The organism is Paenibacillus sp. J2R1T-4, from assembly GCF_059692235.1.
In genome coordinates, this window is the sequence record NZ_JCAUBA010000023.1 from 26,096 (window position 1) to 42,136 (window position 16,041).

The window sequence follows — 16,041 nt, forward strand, 5'->3', positions numbered from 1 at the left end:
GCTACAATCGCTGTTGCTTTTGGATCAAGAAGTTACGTTTTCTGTACAATAATGTGAATCAAAGAAGACCATTCCCCAAATGGAATGATCTTCAACAAGCTAATCTTACAGCTCCAAGCCTGTAATACGCATCTGCCCCCAAGGGGCGATCTTAACTTGCACAACCGTATCCCTGGTCTGCTTCTCCAACTCTGCGCCGGTTCCTTCTGGAATATAATATCGCTCCAGACCGTATTTGACGGTAATTGCTTCGTTCCAGGAATAGCTTACTCGACCCTTCAGGACCACTTCATCACCATTCACTTCCGGTTTGTCAGCATACGCGCCAATAGGGCGATAGATCCCGTTATTGTCAGGCTTGAGCGCAACATAGATAACGTCCCCGTTGTCGGGCTTCTCCCCGCTTTCTTGCCACAGCTCCGGCTTAAGCGAGCTAATCTCATAATTGAGGATGACATAATCTCCATACAGCAAATCCCTCGGATCAACAGGCACGGTCTGTAAGCGGATCTCATCACCCCACCAGCCAGCCGCATAATAGGAACCAGACAATCCCAGCAAGAACAAGATCTGCAAAGCAACCAACAGCAGCAATCGGCGAGAACGCCTCATTCCATTCCATATGGTTCTCATCTGCTTATCCCTCCTTGGAGTCATCTAAGAATTGACGTCTGCGTCGATTTAGCAACCAGCTCAGAACAAGCAGCATAATACCGCCAATAATAAAGAACAACGATTTGTCCATGAAATCCCATGTCAGCTTCCCATAGGCAATCATAGTTGAGAAGAGAAAGAGAATCGTTCCAATGTTAATCTTGAGCCGCCATTCTTCGGCATAACCACGCCATAATACATAAAGCGAGAACAAGAATAGAACGATCAGCATGCTGAACTCCACAGTCTTAGCCGGCAGGTAGGCAATAGGCAGGAACAACACCCACTCGAATGCGCTGGTCTCCCGTTTATGACGCCATTTCCCAACGGCTGACACAGCGAACAAGATCAGCATGACCGGCAGATAGAACCAGGCGTCAGCCAGGACATCCTCCTGAAGCCACCGCCTAGGGCCTTCCTCTGCGAACAATACCAGGAATAACCCGATTAAATAGGCAGCTAGCAGAGGGGCTGACTGGACAGCTGTCAGCTTGGTCCGGTTACGAACCCAGTCTCCAGCCGCATACATAGCCATTGCTGGGACGAGGAACCAAATCACCTTCCAGTCTTTTGATGTTACTAACAACAAGGCATGGAGCAAAACGCTCAAACTAAGGAACCAAGTAAGCAGACTGCTCTGCTGCCTGAACACATAATACCCTAGTCCTGCTGTCATAATGATGAACGCCATGTAACTAAAAGATTCAAACGAAGAGGTACTATACAGCTGTGCACAATTGAAGATCAGCAGGCTGATGAAGAACAAGTAATGACTTCGGTAAATATAAGTGAGCAGCGCTCCAGCGGTCCCCCATATAATAAAGGAGCCTGCTGTATACGACACCAGATGGAACATCTGGCCCACTAACACAATCCCTGCTCCGAACGAGATCAACCCTAACCCCACAATGGCGATGCCCAGTTTCTCATGCCCTCTCGCCAGTATTCGTTCCCCTGCTGCGTAGAATCCCGCCATGGCTCCGATGACAATTAACAGCCTTAACCATTGAGAGATATCCTGCCAATTTGCAGCAATGAAGCTTAGAATACCTAATCCGACGAGCACACTTCCGAGCACCGGAAGTACGCCTATTGCATGCTTCTTTTCCTCATATAATCCTAGTAATCGTCGATATTGGTCCTGCGTGATAATTTGCTGGTCTACCCACCGGCTTCCTTCTTGCTCTAACCATTTCCTTGACAATGTTATGACCCCCTCTGTCAGGCGATTCGATATGGGATATGACCTGTCGTGCCCGGTTTCCACTCTTATTGCTTATAATAAACATATATGCTCCTATCGTATCATTGTTATACAATTTATTTCTACCTTACATATACCCAGTTACTAAAAAGAAAAGGCGGCGCTACTAGAGATTGTGGTGTAGTCACTCATAACCATCTATCGACGGCTTTATTCAAGTCGCAAGAACGACTGTCACTTCTCTCTTCCCAAAAGCTTCAAGATATCAGGGCTTAGTGCAGGAAACAATGACGATAACCCGACTCCGGTGCGAACCAGATCGGGTTGTATAATTTTCATTTGAGCCAGATCGACGGACATCCTTCCGGCTTCTTCCATCATGTTTGTTGTGTACTATTATTACCTATTGACTTCTAATTGACTGATCCGATCATTTACTTTAATCGTGACTGGCATGCCGGACTCTGCCGAATCGGCAGCCGCAATGGCGATGGCCGCGCTGTCTCTCGCCCCCTGAATTCCGGGCATGGCAGGCTCGCCCTTCTTCACCAGTTCCACGAATTTCTGCACGATTGCGTCATCGCCACCGCCATGTGAGCCCGGCCTGCGATCGGGGTAATAAGTTTCCACCTCCGTGGAGTGTCGCTTCATGACCGTGATTTTGAAATCTTGCTCGTTATTGTAAAAGGCAGACAACTTGCCGCCAGTTCCAATGAACATGAATTCCCTTGAATATTCTGGTGTGAAATGGCACTCCATATAGGAAATTCGTGCACCATTATCGTAATCGATCAGAACGAGGCCATTATCATGGGTATCGATTTCTTCAGCGTATACGCACAAATCGTCCTTGAGCAGGACGTTGCCATAATCCATTTGCAACCCTTTCTCATTGTCAACGTAGTAGTCACAGCTCGCCTTTTCTTTGCAATCTCGGCATCTTTTGTCATTGGCCTGCTCGCCGCCGAACACATCCAGTCCGCTGGAGCAGTATACTTTCACGGGAGACGCATCGACGACCCAGTTTGTAATATCGAGAGAATGGGTTCCCTTCTCTAGAATAAGACTTTTGACATACTCTTTGCGCCTTCTCGCTCCGTGGTAGTAGTAATCGCCCCCTACGGAAACGTTGTCCACGACGGAGCCGATCTTGATCGATCCGATTGCTCCGGACGCGACGATGGCCTTCATATCTTCCACAAGGGTGCAGTACCTCAACTCCAGCCCGACCATGCATACGCGTCCCGCGTCGATGGCTGCTTCGATGATCCGGTCACAATCCTCGATAGTCTGCGCCATGGGCTTTTCCAGGTACACATGTTTGCCGGCCTTTAATGCGGCGAGTGCATGCTCGGCATGTACATGGTCGTTGCTGCAAATGACAACCGCATCCAATCCAGGAACCTGCAAAAACTCGTCCAGTACAGTTGAAGCTGGAATATCGCCTAACTTCTGTCTAGCAACTTCTAGACTTTCTTCCTGGATGTCGCAGAGGGCAACGATTTCGCATTCTGGATGGCGACCGAAATAGGTGCCTCCAAAATGAATGCCCCGCTTCCCGGTGCCTAATATCCCAATTCCGATCTTGTTCGAAATTCTTGTTTGTGTCATTTTACAGGTCTCCCCTTTAAGAAGAATGAAATCGGATTAACGATCTTAGCAGCGGATCGCATACCACCATCCTAATCGAAGCATGACAAATTCCGCTATATACTCGATTGCGCACTATTGGTCTGATTTTGCTCGATGCGATTGGGCATGGCAATCGACGCATTGGGTTAGAACTGTTACAATGGAAAACGCAGGACATCGCAACGGAAGGGGTAGTTCTCTGATGCATGTAATGGACAAAAGACACGATCCTTCTGTCGGGAAACGGTTTCCTTTTCGGATGGCGGATGTAGTTCCCAATCGATACGGATACCTTGTAAATACACATTGGCACGATCACCTCGAATTTATCAAAATCGTTAAGGGACGGGCTCTCATCACGCTTGATAATAAATCGATAACCGCTGTTGAAGAGGACATTATATACATCAACAGCAGACAGGTGCATACCCTTCAGTCTCTTTCGGGAACGGAGAGTCGGATCAAAGGCATGATCTTCGACCGGTTATTCATTACGAACTTACTGGAAGGGTTCGAAACGAGACATTTATACTCGCTGTTCATTGGGACGGGTCACAGACACAATTTGTTCTCATCCAACCATCCGCTGTGGCCGGAATTGAACGCGTGCATCGAGATATCAGATCGAGAATTCGCTGTCAAAGACATTTGCTATGAGATGGCGATCAAGTCGTCCATCTACCGCATGGTAACCGCTATGCTGCGCCACTTCAAACAGGAAGTACTGCCCCTCTCCAACAACTATGCTCCGATCCGTCCTGTATTGGACTACATTGAAGCACATTCCTCCGAGCGGCTCGCCCTGGGCGAATTGGCCGCATTAGTCAATATGAGCCCTTCTCATTTTTGCCGGACATTCAAAGAAATGATTGGGGTCACTCTAACGCAATACATAACCAACGTCCGCATCAACAATGCCAAGCAATTGATCGTGAACCAGGAATGGACCATAGGAGAAATTGCTGAGAAGACCGGCTTTTGTAACATCCATTATTTCGGCAGAGTTTTCAAAAAGACCACAGGTGTCAGTCCGTTGCAGTTCAAAAATGATACTCTCATCCAGAGTGAAGCCGACCGTATATAACCGAACATGATCAGTTGCATGAGGAACTGACAGGGATTAGCGGCTTCACGGATGCCGCCAACTTGGCTACCGAGGAGAAGGGTCGGCGGTATCTGGAGACAATCGTAGGCGCTGTTTCACTTTGGTTAATAGAAGTTACCGGATCATGTCGGAAATGCATACTTAACACCGGAAAAAGCTTAATAGATAATAATAACAGAGCCCGCGGTTTGCGGGCTCTGTTATGGGTTTCACATATTTCTCATGAATATCACCTGCTCCATTTTATTAATGAGATCCATGTTATAGCAAGTAACCTCGATTGCAATGGAGATGGAGTCGCGTGTGTGAGAAGTAACATATACGACTCCCCACGGCTTCGAAAACTAAATAGTTGACTTAACATATTTATATTTCGTATTATGTATATATAATCTATAGTCTATATTAGATTATGTGAAACGGGAACGGTTGCATGATCAACTCTGCAAATTATTTTAACAGGAAGGAGCATAGGTGACCAAATTGCGAATAATAAGGTACATAATCGAGTACGACGATCGTAATTACTTTAGTAAGGGGTGTAATATAATTGGACTACATGAAAGCGCTTTCTATCCTCGACAAAATATTGGTTAAACATGCGCAGCGCCTCCTCCCGACTCTCCATCGACAAAATAAGCTGCAGACCTCGTCGGGACGCTACCTGATGCATCTCGAAGATCGGATCGTCTACTCTCCGACACCCGGCTCGTACGCCGCTCCACTATTGCATTGGCGGGCCAATAAAGCCCAGATTCGTTCTTAAAAGTAATCGATTTCTATTATTTAAATTAACAACTCATAGGAGGCTAAAATATGTTGAAGAAAAAATCAGTTTTGGCTATTGGATTGATGCTGATATTTATTATTATGCTGTCCGCGTGTAGTAAAAGCAGTAATCAGGTTGAAGGGAATATTACTCCTACTAAAAGTCCGGCACCTACACCGCAAGCACCGGAGAAACCGGTCACGGTCACGCTCAATGCGACCACAAGTTACATATCGGACGCTGACTTAAACCTGCTGATCATCGAGCCACTGAAGAAGAAGTACCCTTATATTACGGTTGAGAGGGTAACGGGCACCCTCCCTCAATTGATGAACGCAGGGGTGCTTCCCGATCTCGTCGTCACCCACAACGGTGACATACTTGGTTATAGTAGTGATGGCTTTATGTCGGATTTGGGGGAATTGGTCAAGAAACATGGTATTGACATGGGACGGTTCAGCCCTGAGATTGTCAAGTCACTTACATTTGAAGGGAAGTTGATGGCGATCCCTTATGCTGTTAATTTCACGGCGCTCTATTATAACAAAGATATCTTCGATAAATTCGGTATCGCTTATCCGAAAGATGGTTTGACTTGGGACGATGTGATCGAATTGGGTAAAAAAGTGACACGTGAAGACAGTGGTATCAAATACCGTGGGATTGATCCTGAAACGCCTTCGCGTCTAACCCGAGTGTTGGGGATTGATAGCGTCGATTACAAGACGAATAAAGCAACGGTCGATAATGATAACTGGCGGACGGTCTTTGAGATCTACAAGAAAGCATTTTCGATACCAGGCAATATGACAAGTACAGGTGAAGTTACGACGGGAAAAGGCAATAAGGATTTTTTCGAAGACAAGACCTTAGCCATGTATCCTACTGTGAATAGAATTAGCTTTCTGATGGAAAATGCACCGAAGAATGGTTTGAACTGGGATGTGGCTCAGTACCCTAGTATGCCGGGGAAACCAGGAATCAACACGGATGTGGATGCGCATCTCTTCGGGATTCCTGTTACTGCCAAGAACAAGGATGCTGCGATGAAAGTGCTTGAAATTATAACTTCCGACGAAATACAGATGGAGATGACCCGAAAAACAGGAAGAGTATCGCCATTGAAAGACGCAAAATTCGCGGAGGCATTCGCCAAGGATTTGCCAGGGACCATTGGGAAAAATATAGCAGGTATCTTCAAAAGTAAAAGAATTGAGGCGCCCATTCGTAGTAAGTATGCGAATCAGCCATTTATTAACAAAGAGTTAGAAGCCTATGTCAAAGGTACTCAAGACCTGAATACATCCATAAGGAATGTAGAGGAAGCAATTAATAAGAATATTCTTACGGTTAACGCAAAGTAAGTTCAAGGAAAAACCTGAGATGCATCCCAAAACTTTTTTACCAGGAGGAATGGAATATGGACAAAATGCCTACGGAATCTGAACAAGCTTTACAGGAACGAACTTCCCGGAAACTATTAAGCCGAAGAAATGTACTGAAGCAGATCGGAACTGTAGGAGTTGCGGCCGCCATGGGTTCATTTCTAGCAGATAGCGGTTTTGCAGGGGCAAATACCCAAACGGTAACGGGACAAGTGTATGGAGAGAAGCATGGAGAGAAGCTTGGGAATATACGCTTTACAGATTGGATTAATGTGAAGAATCGCGGAGCCGGAGAAGGAACCTCGGATGACAGCCCTGTATTGAACAATATTATAGCTGAACAAGTTGGTAGACCCGCCACAACTTTATATTTTCCAGCAGGAATATATAAAATGAGCTCGAACGTTGAGTTTCCTGAAGCATTTACGTTGTTTTTCGATCAAGGAGCAGTATTGTCCCCAGATAACGGGGTTAATGTTACGATATCCGGGTTGATCGATGCAGGCGTATTCCGTATATTCAATGGTCCGGGAACCATCCGTCTGAACAAAAAGCTGCCTGTTCTTTATCCGCAATGGTGGGGAGCTCAAGGGGATGCCCAGTCAGATGATAAGAACGCTATTCAAGCGGCAATTAATGCAGCTTCATTGTTGCAAACCAATGTTTATTTCTCCCCCGGAACCTATTTGTTCTCCGGAGTCATAACCATTCGGGAATATGTTTGTCTTGAAGGAGAGAATGCTGTTTTAAAAGCGACTAACGAATGCATTTCGACTGGGCTATTTATCAATAACGCTTCGCATATCACCATTCGTGGTTTGACTGTGGACATGAATAAAGAGAATACAACCAATCTGGGAAATATCAACGAGCAAGAAGCGATCAAAATCTTGGCCAACATAAAGGATGTCAAGAACATTAGAATTTGTGACGTAAAGATTAAAAATTCACATCAAAGCGGAATTCATATCGTCGGGAAAGCTGATGCAAATCCGGTAGTGCATCTGGTTCAAAGTATCTATAAGACTATAGATACAGTAATAGAACGTGCAGCTATTGAGTCCTGCAGATTCGGAGTTCTCGCCACACATTCACAACGAATGACTCTGCAAGATAGCCGTATTACCCGGTGTTTGGTTTCTGGTGTCCTCCTGCTTTTTTGTTCGGAATACACGATAGCGCGCAATATTTGCAATGAAAATATTGGTCATGGCATAACTGTCGATGTGGCTCATACGGGGACCATTTCTGGAAACTTATGCTCGGATAATGTGGATGGAACCAAGTTGGCGTATGGAATTGTCGTATCGCGATACTGCAAGTATTTTACGGTTCATGGTAATGTATGCCGGAATAATGGAAACGGCGGCATTAGCATTGACGTCACGCTGGTGGGTGGAATTGCAGTAGAATCATACGGAACGGTCACGAGCAACGTTTGCACCGGAAGCAAAATGTATCATGGCATTTATATCAATCACGCCCATGATATCGTTGTCAGTTCCAATAACTGTTACGATAATAAACAGTACGGTATTATGATCGACTCCGGCAGGAATGCGGTAGTGACAGGAAATGTATGCAACCTTAATGAAACCGGTATCAATATGAATACTTTAACCCAAGGTGAACGGGTTAGCATCAGTACCAATACATGCAACGAGAATCGCAACACCGGAATACGTACTACGAAGGCTTCCAAGCTTAATATTCAGAATAATCAATGTTTGGGAAACGGTCAGTATGGTATTTACTTATCCAATACTTCTGATTCATCGATTTCAGGAAATAGTTGTATGAATAATGGCTCATCCGTAGGGAGTTACGCCAATATCATGATGACGTCTGGAACGAACCGCAATTATATTCAAGGAAATACGTTCAGATCCCAAACAAATCAGGCGCTATATGGACTTAGAATCAGCTCGGGCAGCACGGATAACCTCATTACTGGCAACGATTGTTTTCAAGGTGGAACCAGTAAAGGTATTTTCAGCGAAGAAATATCGACATCTTTCGGAACTGGCAATCGGAATAACGACGGTACTTTTTCAACACTACCGAATTAATCGATTTGCCGGACTTCAATTGATCCAGAAGCAGAAATTTGATCTTACGCGTATCCAACAATGGAACATAGGAGATGTGCAGCCATGAAGTGGAACTTACTAGATGTCAAGAATGAACCGGTTGAATATCCCCATTTCCCCACCAGACAACAGCTTTTCGTTTGGAAAAATTGGGGGATGGTTGATGAAGCCAGATTGGCAGATGTATTGCAAACATCTGTAGAGAACGTCATCGCATTAGCGGAGGGTATGGGATTACCAACCCCTGCGGATGTGACTAAGGAATGGTTAGAACGAGGTTACATTACGATTATACGAGCTAATTGGCATCTCCTCCCTTACGACCAATTGTTAACCTTGCTGGGGTGGTCCGAAGAGCAACTTGGCTTTACTCTTAAAGAGGATGATTTTCTTTCTCATAAATTAGGTAACTTTAAACCGGATGCGAAAACGATTGTGTACAGTGATTTGACGGAGCAAGAGAAGCAGCGAACAGCGGAAATTAAATATGATATGGAGCAGATGCGAGAGGAATTCGGATTCGGTTTAGCGGAGCGACCCTTTACTTTTCTTAATGAACTTCAAGGAGAAGAGTCTGTAATTATAGACTCTTCCCCCCTTAGGGCGGAAGCGGAAGAAATATGTTTGGACGACCAATGGGGAGTAACGTTTAGTGAAACGGCGGCAAATAGCCGGTTAGATATATTTGTCAAGCGGTTCATCGATAAGGTACAGAAGCGTTTTGGCATTCAGCTTCATAATGATCAAGATTCGACTTGTACGAAGCGGATTGAACTATCGGTTCGTTTCGGGGATCATCTCCCCGCTGAAAGTCACTCCTTGATGATCGGTCCGGATCATATAGCGATCAACGGTTGCGATGAAATCGGGGTATGGAGAGGGCTCCAGCATTTGGTACAAGTCATGACTGAACGCCGAGCTCCCTATCTTACCAAGGGTTATATAGAGCGGATGACCCGGTACGATTTGAGGTTCAACTATTCCCATTTTGCCGTGTATGGCGATCCTTTGTTGGAGCCAGAGCTTGATCCATACCCGGATGAGCTGCTAGAGAGGTTAAGTGATTTGGGCATCAACGGAATATGGCTGCAGGGGATCTTATACCAATTAATTCCTTGGAGTGAAGCACCGGAACGAAGTCTTCACTGGGAGATTCGCTTGGAAAACCTACGGAAGCTGGTCGACAGAGCGGCATCCTATGGAATTGGTGTTTACTTGTATTTAAATGAACCACGATCGATGCCCCTTTCTTTTTTCGAACAGCACCCCGAATGGAAAGGGCATGAATTGGATGGATATGCATGCTTATGCACCTCTCAACCGGAGGTACTGAGCTATCTGCGGGAATCGTGTGCCGAGCTCTTCAGGCAAGTATCGGAGCTTGCGGGTGTTCTCACCATAACGATGTCCGAGAATCTGACAAATTGCTATTCCCGGAGCTATCCTAACGCACCTACCAACTGCCCGATATGTGCACAGAGACCGATAAATGAAATTGTCGCAGAAGTCAACCGGATGATTGCCGAAGGCATATACAGTGTGAATAAACAAGCCAAGGTTCTTTGCTGGACTTGGGGGTATACGTATTATCGCGGCTGGACTCCCGAGGTCATGCAGCAGACGGTAAATGATTTGCCTGCGAACGTTAGTTTGATGTCAACAAGTGAATTTGAGCTTGAAACCCAAATAGGTGGTGTCCCATCCAAGTTATCGGATTATTCCATTTCCCAAGTCGGACCGAGTACCAAATCAAAAGGATTTTGGGAGATGGCAGCATCTCGTAAGTTGACAACAGTCGCCAAGGTGCAATTTAACACTTCCTGGGAATGTGCTGCTATTCCGTATCTTCCAGTCATCCCTTTAATTAAAGAGCATTTGCATAATTTGGCAGAAACAAGCGTCACCGGTCTGATGTTGAGCTGGACTTTGGGTGGATATCCATCCATGACACTGGAATATGCATCCCATTATTATTGGAACGAAGCGGGAAAACCTCCGATGGATACTCAAACGTTTGCTGTCCTCAAGTTTGGAACGGAGGTCGGCCCGGTCATCGCCGAGGCTTGGGATAAATTCAGTCAAGCGTTTCATGAATTCCCCCTTTCCGGATCGATCTTATATACAGGCCCGCAAAACGCCGGACCTGCCAATCGATTGTATTTGAAGCCGACGGGATACAACGCGACCATGGTTGGTTTCCCCTATGATGATTTGAAATCTTGGCGGGGCAATTATCCCGAAGAAATATTTGCCGAGCAGTTGCGGAAGATTGTGATGGGCTGGCGTGAAGGCTTGATCCTCTTGAAAGCTGTAGAAACAAAGGCAGAGCCGCATAGTCTTGTACAGTTCCGTGAGATGCAAAGAATGGCTTTAGCCACCTACCACCATTTTTGCAGCGCTTGGCACCAAACGGAATTCATTCGGCTAAGGGAAAAGTGGAATCCATTGGAGGAAGGTTCAGAAAAGAGTGAATTGGCAGCTACCATGCGGCAAATTCTGATCGAGGAGCGGAAACTGGCAGGAGCCCATGCTCAGTTGATGGGGGAGGATTCAAAAATCGGGTTTGAAGCGAGCTGTCATTATTTTTATACCCGTCAGGACCTGATGGAAAAAGTTCTAAATTGTAATGATCTGTTAAAAGAATTATCCATAACGAAAAAAGGATGATTCACATGGGAGAAACCATCGGAAAACAAACTTTTCAAAAACAAAACGTGAGCGAAGTATTAATTGATATCATTAAGAAACAAATTTTATCTGGGGAATTGAATCCCGGAGATCGCATCGTGGAAACCAAGTTAGCCAGAGAACTGGGACTCAGCCAATCACCGGTTCGGGAAGCTTTGCGGCAATTGCAAGGGGAAGGGATTATTACTATTGTTCCGAATATAGGGCCTTCCGTAGCAACATTGGTAATGAAAGATGTATTCGAAATTTACACGATACGTTCCATGCTAGAAGGTTTAGCAATCCGCTTGGCTACAAAACATGCCACTGATGAGGATATTGAAGCTCTGGAAACTTTTTTTAATAGGATGAAGGCCAAGCTTGCAGATGATTCCGTGCAATATCTACTGGAGGATTCTTTACATATTCATGAGACAATTATCAGACTTTCCAATCATAATCATCTTTTTTCCATGTATAAATTAATAACCTTCCAGGTCGCTCTGGTGAACCGGATGTTAGGAACAAGATCTTCGAAGGAAAGAGAAGTGGAAGACCACTGGGAATTGATCGTCGCTTTGAAGAGGAGAAATCCCGACGAGGCGGAGACTATTATGCGCAAACATATCTATCACTCGTATTGCAATTTTGTCGAGCTGCAGGAGCTGAAAACCAGTAAGTTGGATTATGGTGAAAATGTTTGGTATTAGCCATCGCTTTCGGGATAAGGTGGGATTGTATAAATGTCATTAAACTACTATCGGTACAGCCCCCCCCCACTTCCCTTTTGAACGAAAAAATGCCCTTCCAGGTTACACCAGGAGGGCATTTTTGTGTCATGTGGTATTTCATCTTTTAACAACCAATCACCCTTTAATAGCTCCGATCATAACACCCTTGACGAAATATTTTTGCAGGAAAGGATACAGCAGCAGAATCGGCACAGTCGCCACAATAATAGTCGCATACTTAATCGTTTCACCTATCTGCGCCCGTTCACCGCCGGAAACTCCGGTCATCATCGAGTCTGTGCTGTTCGTAATGAGGATTTCTCTTAGGATCAGCTGAAGCGGATACAAATCACGGGTACGCAAGTAGATGAGTGCATTGAACCATCCATTCCAATGCCCGACCCCGTAGAATAGGATCATAACCGCTACAACCGGCATGGATAATGGAAGCACAATCCGGAACAGCACCGTGAAATCATTGGCTCCATCCAGCTTCGCAGACTCCTCCAGACTGACAGGGATGCCTTGAAAGGCTGTTCTCATAATAATCAAGTTATAGGCGCTCATCGCGCTTGGAATAATCAAGGCCCAGCGGGAATCCAGCATGCCCAATTCGTTGACCAGCAAGTAAGTCGGAATCAATCCGCCGTTGAAAAACATTGTAAATACAATCATGAACATAATAGGATTCTTCAACAATACACTTTCCCTGGATAATGCATACGCACCGAGTGAGGTCATCAGGATATTAAGGCAAGTACCTACAATCACATAGAAAAACGTATTCAGATAACCTGAAATAATCGCCGGATTGTCAAACACGAGCTTATAGGCCTCGATATTGAAGCCTTTTGGGTACCAGAACAACCCTCTCTGCTGAACCACATAAGTCGCATCGCTGAGAGAGGCGAACAAGACATATAAGAATGGATAAATAGTGAATGCCGACAGCAGGACCAAGAACGTAACATTAAACCCGTCGAAAATCTTTTCTCCCATACTTCGTTTTATCATCCGTATCGCCTCCTTACCACAGCTTGGCATCGGTTGTTCTTCTGCTTATAGCATTAGCCAACACGAGCAATGTGAAATTAATAATATTGTTAAATAAGCCAATTGCGGCGCTGAAACTGAAGTCTGCTTCGAGAATACCTTTGCGGTATACGAATGTGCCTATGACGTCAGCTGTTTCGTACGTTGAACTATTATACAAGAGCAAGATCTTTTCCGTACCCACTGCCATAAAGCTGCCGATCTGCAGAATCAGCAGGATGACTATAGTAGGCAAAATGCCTGGAAGCGTAATATGCAGCGTTTGCTTCCACCTGCTTGCTCCGTCTACTTTTGCCGCTTCATATAATGAGGGATCAAGGCTAGACATGGCAGATAAATAGATGATGGAGCCCCAACCTATATTTTGCCAGATGCCTGATCCAATAAAGATGGTTCGGAACCAGCCGGATTCTCTTAGAAAGGCAATGGGTTCGAAGCCGAACCATGCGAGCACATTGTTAATCAAACCGTCTCTTGCGAGAAAATCCACCATCATCCCTGAAATGACAACAATGGATATAAAATGCGGCATATAGGTGATCGTCTGAATAGCCCGCTTGAACATAACACTGCGGATTTCATTCAAGAGCAGAGCTAGAATAATCGAAGCCGGGAAAGCAAAAAGCAGCTCGTAGAAGCTGATCAACATTGTATTTCTTAGCAATCGCCAGAAATAAAAGCTGTCAAAAAAGTCGGTAAAATGTTTGAAGCCTACCCAAGGGCTTCCGAGCATACCCATACCTGGGGAGAAATCTTTGAAAGCGATTTGGAGGCCGTACATCGGAATGTAGTAAAACACGAAGTAATAAGCCACAACAGGTAAAAGCATTAAATACACATACTTATTGATTCTTAAATCCCGTAAAGCGCGGTATTTTAAAGCATTTTTATCAATTCTCGGCTTTGGGGGGCCGGTTTGCGGCTCTTTGGCAATGATGGACATAAAGCCCCTCCTAACTTAATGATACGATACGTATCTTTGGTAATAGTCCCTCGCCATCAGGGGAGAGCACTCTCCCCCGGTTGGCCAAAGAACTTCTGTCATGGCTGTCTTATTTGCGGCTGTTATAGCGATCAAGTGCTGCTTGGCGCGATTTGATAGCCGTGTCGATTCCCATGCCTTTGATTGTGTTCACGAATTTATCGAAGTTCTCCATCGGTTCAGCACCCATGATGAATTTATTCACCATTTCGTCCCTATACGTTTTGACATCATTCATGATCGATGCTGACTTCGAGCTCTCATCCGCAGTTAACGTAATTGGAGGCATCAGCTTCGAGTGATCGGCTTGCATCCAAGCCTTCTGCGCATCACTCTGTTCCGGAAGTACGTACAATTGCTCGATATAACGTTTGTCTTGAAGAATCGGACCGCTCCATGAAGCAATTGCGTACTTGGCAATGGCCTGTGCGATCGGTAGCTTATCCGGGTTTTTCATGACTGCATCTGTGTATTTCGGATAGCCGTTCTCCAATTTGTAGCTTTCCCCTTCGATACCGAAGTTGAACAGCATATGGCCTTCTGTGCCAAACTTATAATCAAGCCACTTCACGATTTGATCCGGATTCTGAGCAGACGGCGTTACAGCAGCACCGATCCCGGAGAACGGGAATGTGAATTGACCGAGTGACTTGCCGCCACTTGTCAACACAGGGTATTGCACGCCAACGAGTTTGAAGGTCGGATTAGTCGTTTTCATCAAGTCAATGTACTTTCCTACGCCGCTGCCTGCATACCCAGTGAATGCGCCAAGCTGATTGTTCGATACTTTGGCATCCTTCAGTTTACCGTCCGTAGTTGCGTAGTCTTTGTCAATCAGCCCATCTTTGTACCATTTGGCCATGGTGGTTACATATTCCTTGAACTGTGGTTGGACCGGACCATATTTCACTTGACCGTTCTCATGGTAGAACTCGCTTGTAATGCCCCATGCTCCGATGAGGTTGTTATTGAAGTCTGTATCCCCCAGGCTGTACAAATACGGAATTTCATCCTTCTTACCGTTGCCGTTCGGATCGCCATCGCGGAATGCAGTCAGTACTTTCTCCCAGTCCGCAATGGTCTTAGGCGCTTGCAAATTCAATTTATCCAGCCAATCCTTGCGGAACACTGGGCCGTTAACGACTCCGAGCAAATCATCGCCCAGCAGGAACGGCATGACATATATATTACCCTCGTCTGTTGTGATCATTTTGCGGAATTCCGGTTTCTCTTTCAGAAGCTTAGTCAAGTTAGGGGCGTTCTTCTCAATTAATTCATTCAAACGGATAATACGCTTATCTTTGATCAGGCTATCCGGGCCTTTGGGTGCAGAGCCCCAGCCGTACTCGATTACATCAGGCAATGTGCCGGAGGCAATCATCAGATTGAACTGATCCTTCTCCTGGCCGACTGGCGGGTGCTGGAACTCTACCTTAGTGCCAGTTTTTTTCTCTAGTTCTTTATAGGCTCCGATTTCGCTGAAGCTTTTCATCGATGCTGCTGCATTACCATTCAATGCTACCCAATAAGTCAGTGATTTCGGGTTCGGAACATCCTTTGGAGCTGCTGTGTTGGTTCCGGATGATGGAGCTGGGCTCGACGCATTAGGAGCTGCTTCTTTACCCCCGCAAGCCGCCAACAATGTTGCCATAAGTGAAGCCGCTATAACAGATGTTGTAAGCACTTTCATTTTCTTTACCATACTTTTGATGACCCTCCCGGATAATGATTTCGATTTGCAGATCGCCGTCTGCATTTTCACTATAAAA

At 45.5% G+C, this 16,041-nt stretch carries 11 protein-coding genes; 5 read left to right on the forward strand and 6 right to left on the reverse strand.

Features of this window, described 5'->3' with window-relative positions:
• Positions 1-105: 105 nt before the first annotated feature.
• The 3 genes from AC58QD_RS27705 to AC58QD_RS27715 all read right to left on the reverse strand — a co-directional run bounded on the left by AC58QD_RS27705 (position 106) and on the right by AC58QD_RS27715 (position 3,469).
• Positions 106-633: a GDYXXLXY domain-containing protein gene (locus AC58QD_RS27705; protein WP_497338277.1), complete on the reverse strand. Its 528-nt coding sequence runs from the start codon at positions 631-633 to the stop codon at positions 106-108.
• Between the two features lie 4 nt (positions 634-637).
• Complete coding sequence (locus AC58QD_RS27710; RefSeq protein WP_497338278.1) at positions 638-1,858, reverse strand: DUF2157 domain-containing protein; 1,221 nt, start codon at positions 1,856-1,858, stop codon at positions 638-640.
• Positions 1,859-2,257: 399 nt separating this feature from the next.
• A complete protein-coding gene (locus AC58QD_RS27715) occupies positions 2,258-3,469 on the reverse strand; it encodes a Gfo/Idh/MocA family protein (RefSeq protein ID WP_497338279.1) in 1,212 nt (403 codons plus the stop codon).
• A gap of 223 nt (positions 3,470-3,692) precedes the next feature.
• Here AC58QD_RS27715 and AC58QD_RS27720 point away from each other — a divergent pair, with 223 nt between their 5' ends.
• From AC58QD_RS27720 to AC58QD_RS27740, 5 genes are all read left to right on the forward strand, one after another.
• The gene (locus AC58QD_RS27720; RefSeq protein ID WP_497338280.1) at positions 3,693-4,574 is read left to right on the forward strand and encodes an AraC family transcriptional regulator; all 882 of its coding nucleotides are present in this window, start codon (positions 3,693-3,695) and stop codon (positions 4,572-4,574) included.
• Between the two features lie 837 nt (positions 4,575-5,411).
• Complete coding sequence (locus AC58QD_RS27725) at positions 5,412-6,728, forward strand: ABC transporter substrate-binding protein (protein ID WP_497338281.1); 1,317 nt, start codon at positions 5,412-5,414, stop codon at positions 6,726-6,728.
• Positions 6,729-6,784: 56 nt separating this feature from the next.
• Positions 6,785-8,818: a NosD domain-containing protein gene (locus AC58QD_RS27730; RefSeq protein WP_497338282.1), complete on the forward strand. Its 2,034-nt coding sequence runs from the start codon at positions 6,785-6,787 to the stop codon at positions 8,816-8,818.
• Between the two features lie 84 nt (positions 8,819-8,902).
• The gene (locus AC58QD_RS27735) at positions 8,903-11,506 is read left to right on the forward strand and encodes a glycoside hydrolase family 20 zincin-like fold domain-containing protein (protein WP_497338283.1); all 2,604 of its coding nucleotides are present in this window, start codon (positions 8,903-8,905) and stop codon (positions 11,504-11,506) included.
• Positions 11,507-11,511: 5 nt separating this feature from the next.
• The gene (locus tag AC58QD_RS27740; protein WP_497338284.1) at positions 11,512-12,216 is read left to right on the forward strand and encodes a GntR family transcriptional regulator; all 705 of its coding nucleotides are present in this window, start codon (positions 11,512-11,514) and stop codon (positions 12,214-12,216) included.
• Positions 12,217-12,372: 156 nt separating this feature from the next.
• Here AC58QD_RS27740 and AC58QD_RS27745 read toward each other — a convergent pair whose 3' ends face one another.
• The 3 genes from AC58QD_RS27745 to AC58QD_RS27755 all read right to left on the reverse strand — a co-directional run bounded on the left by AC58QD_RS27745 (position 12,373) and on the right by AC58QD_RS27755 (position 15,974).
• Entirely contained in the window at positions 12,373-13,251 is an 879-nt protein-coding gene (locus AC58QD_RS27745) for a carbohydrate ABC transporter permease (RefSeq protein WP_497338285.1), read from the reverse strand.
• A gap of 13 nt (positions 13,252-13,264) precedes the next feature.
• Positions 13,265-14,233, reverse strand: a complete 969-nt coding sequence (locus tag AC58QD_RS27750) for an ABC transporter permease (RefSeq protein ID WP_497338286.1) — start codon at positions 14,231-14,233, stop codon at positions 13,265-13,267.
• A gap of 109 nt (positions 14,234-14,342) precedes the next feature.
• Positions 14,343-15,974, reverse strand: a complete 1,632-nt coding sequence (locus AC58QD_RS27755) for a type 2 periplasmic-binding domain-containing protein (protein WP_497338287.1) — start codon at positions 15,972-15,974, stop codon at positions 14,343-14,345.
• Positions 15,975-16,041 lie beyond the last annotated feature (67 nt).

Coding starts and splice junctions, on each gene's coding strand:
- AC58QD_RS27705 (WP_497338277.1), bottom strand. CDS start 633: ATGAGAACCATATGGAATGGAATGAGGCGTTCTCGCCGATTGCTGCTG.
- AC58QD_RS27750 (WP_497338286.1), bottom strand. CDS start 14,233: ATGTCCATCATTGCCAAAGAGCCGCAAACCGGCCCCCCAAAGCCGAGA.
- AC58QD_RS27720 (WP_497338280.1), top strand. CDS start 3,693: ATGCATGTAATGGACAAAAGACACGATCCTTCTGTCGGGAAACGGTTT.
- AC58QD_RS27725 (WP_497338281.1), top strand. CDS start 5,412: ATGTTGAAGAAAAAATCAGTTTTGGCTATTGGATTGATGCTGATATTT.
- AC58QD_RS27715 (WP_497338279.1), bottom strand. CDS start 3,469: ATGACACAAACAAGAATTTCGAACAAGATCGGAATTGGGATATTAGGC.
- AC58QD_RS27740 (WP_497338284.1), top strand. CDS start 11,512: ATGGGAGAAACCATCGGAAAACAAACTTTTCAAAAACAAAACGTGAGC.
- AC58QD_RS27735 (WP_497338283.1), top strand. CDS start 8,903: ATGAAGTGGAACTTACTAGATGTCAAGAATGAACCGGTTGAATATCCC.
- AC58QD_RS27755 (WP_497338287.1), bottom strand. CDS start 15,974: ATGGTAAAGAAAATGAAAGTGCTTACAACATCTGTTATAGCGGCTTCA.
- AC58QD_RS27745 (WP_497338285.1), bottom strand. CDS start 13,251: ATGATAAAACGAAGTATGGGAGAAAAGATTTTCGACGGGTTTAATGTT.
- AC58QD_RS27730 (WP_497338282.1), top strand. CDS start 6,785: ATGGACAAAATGCCTACGGAATCTGAACAAGCTTTACAGGAACGAACT.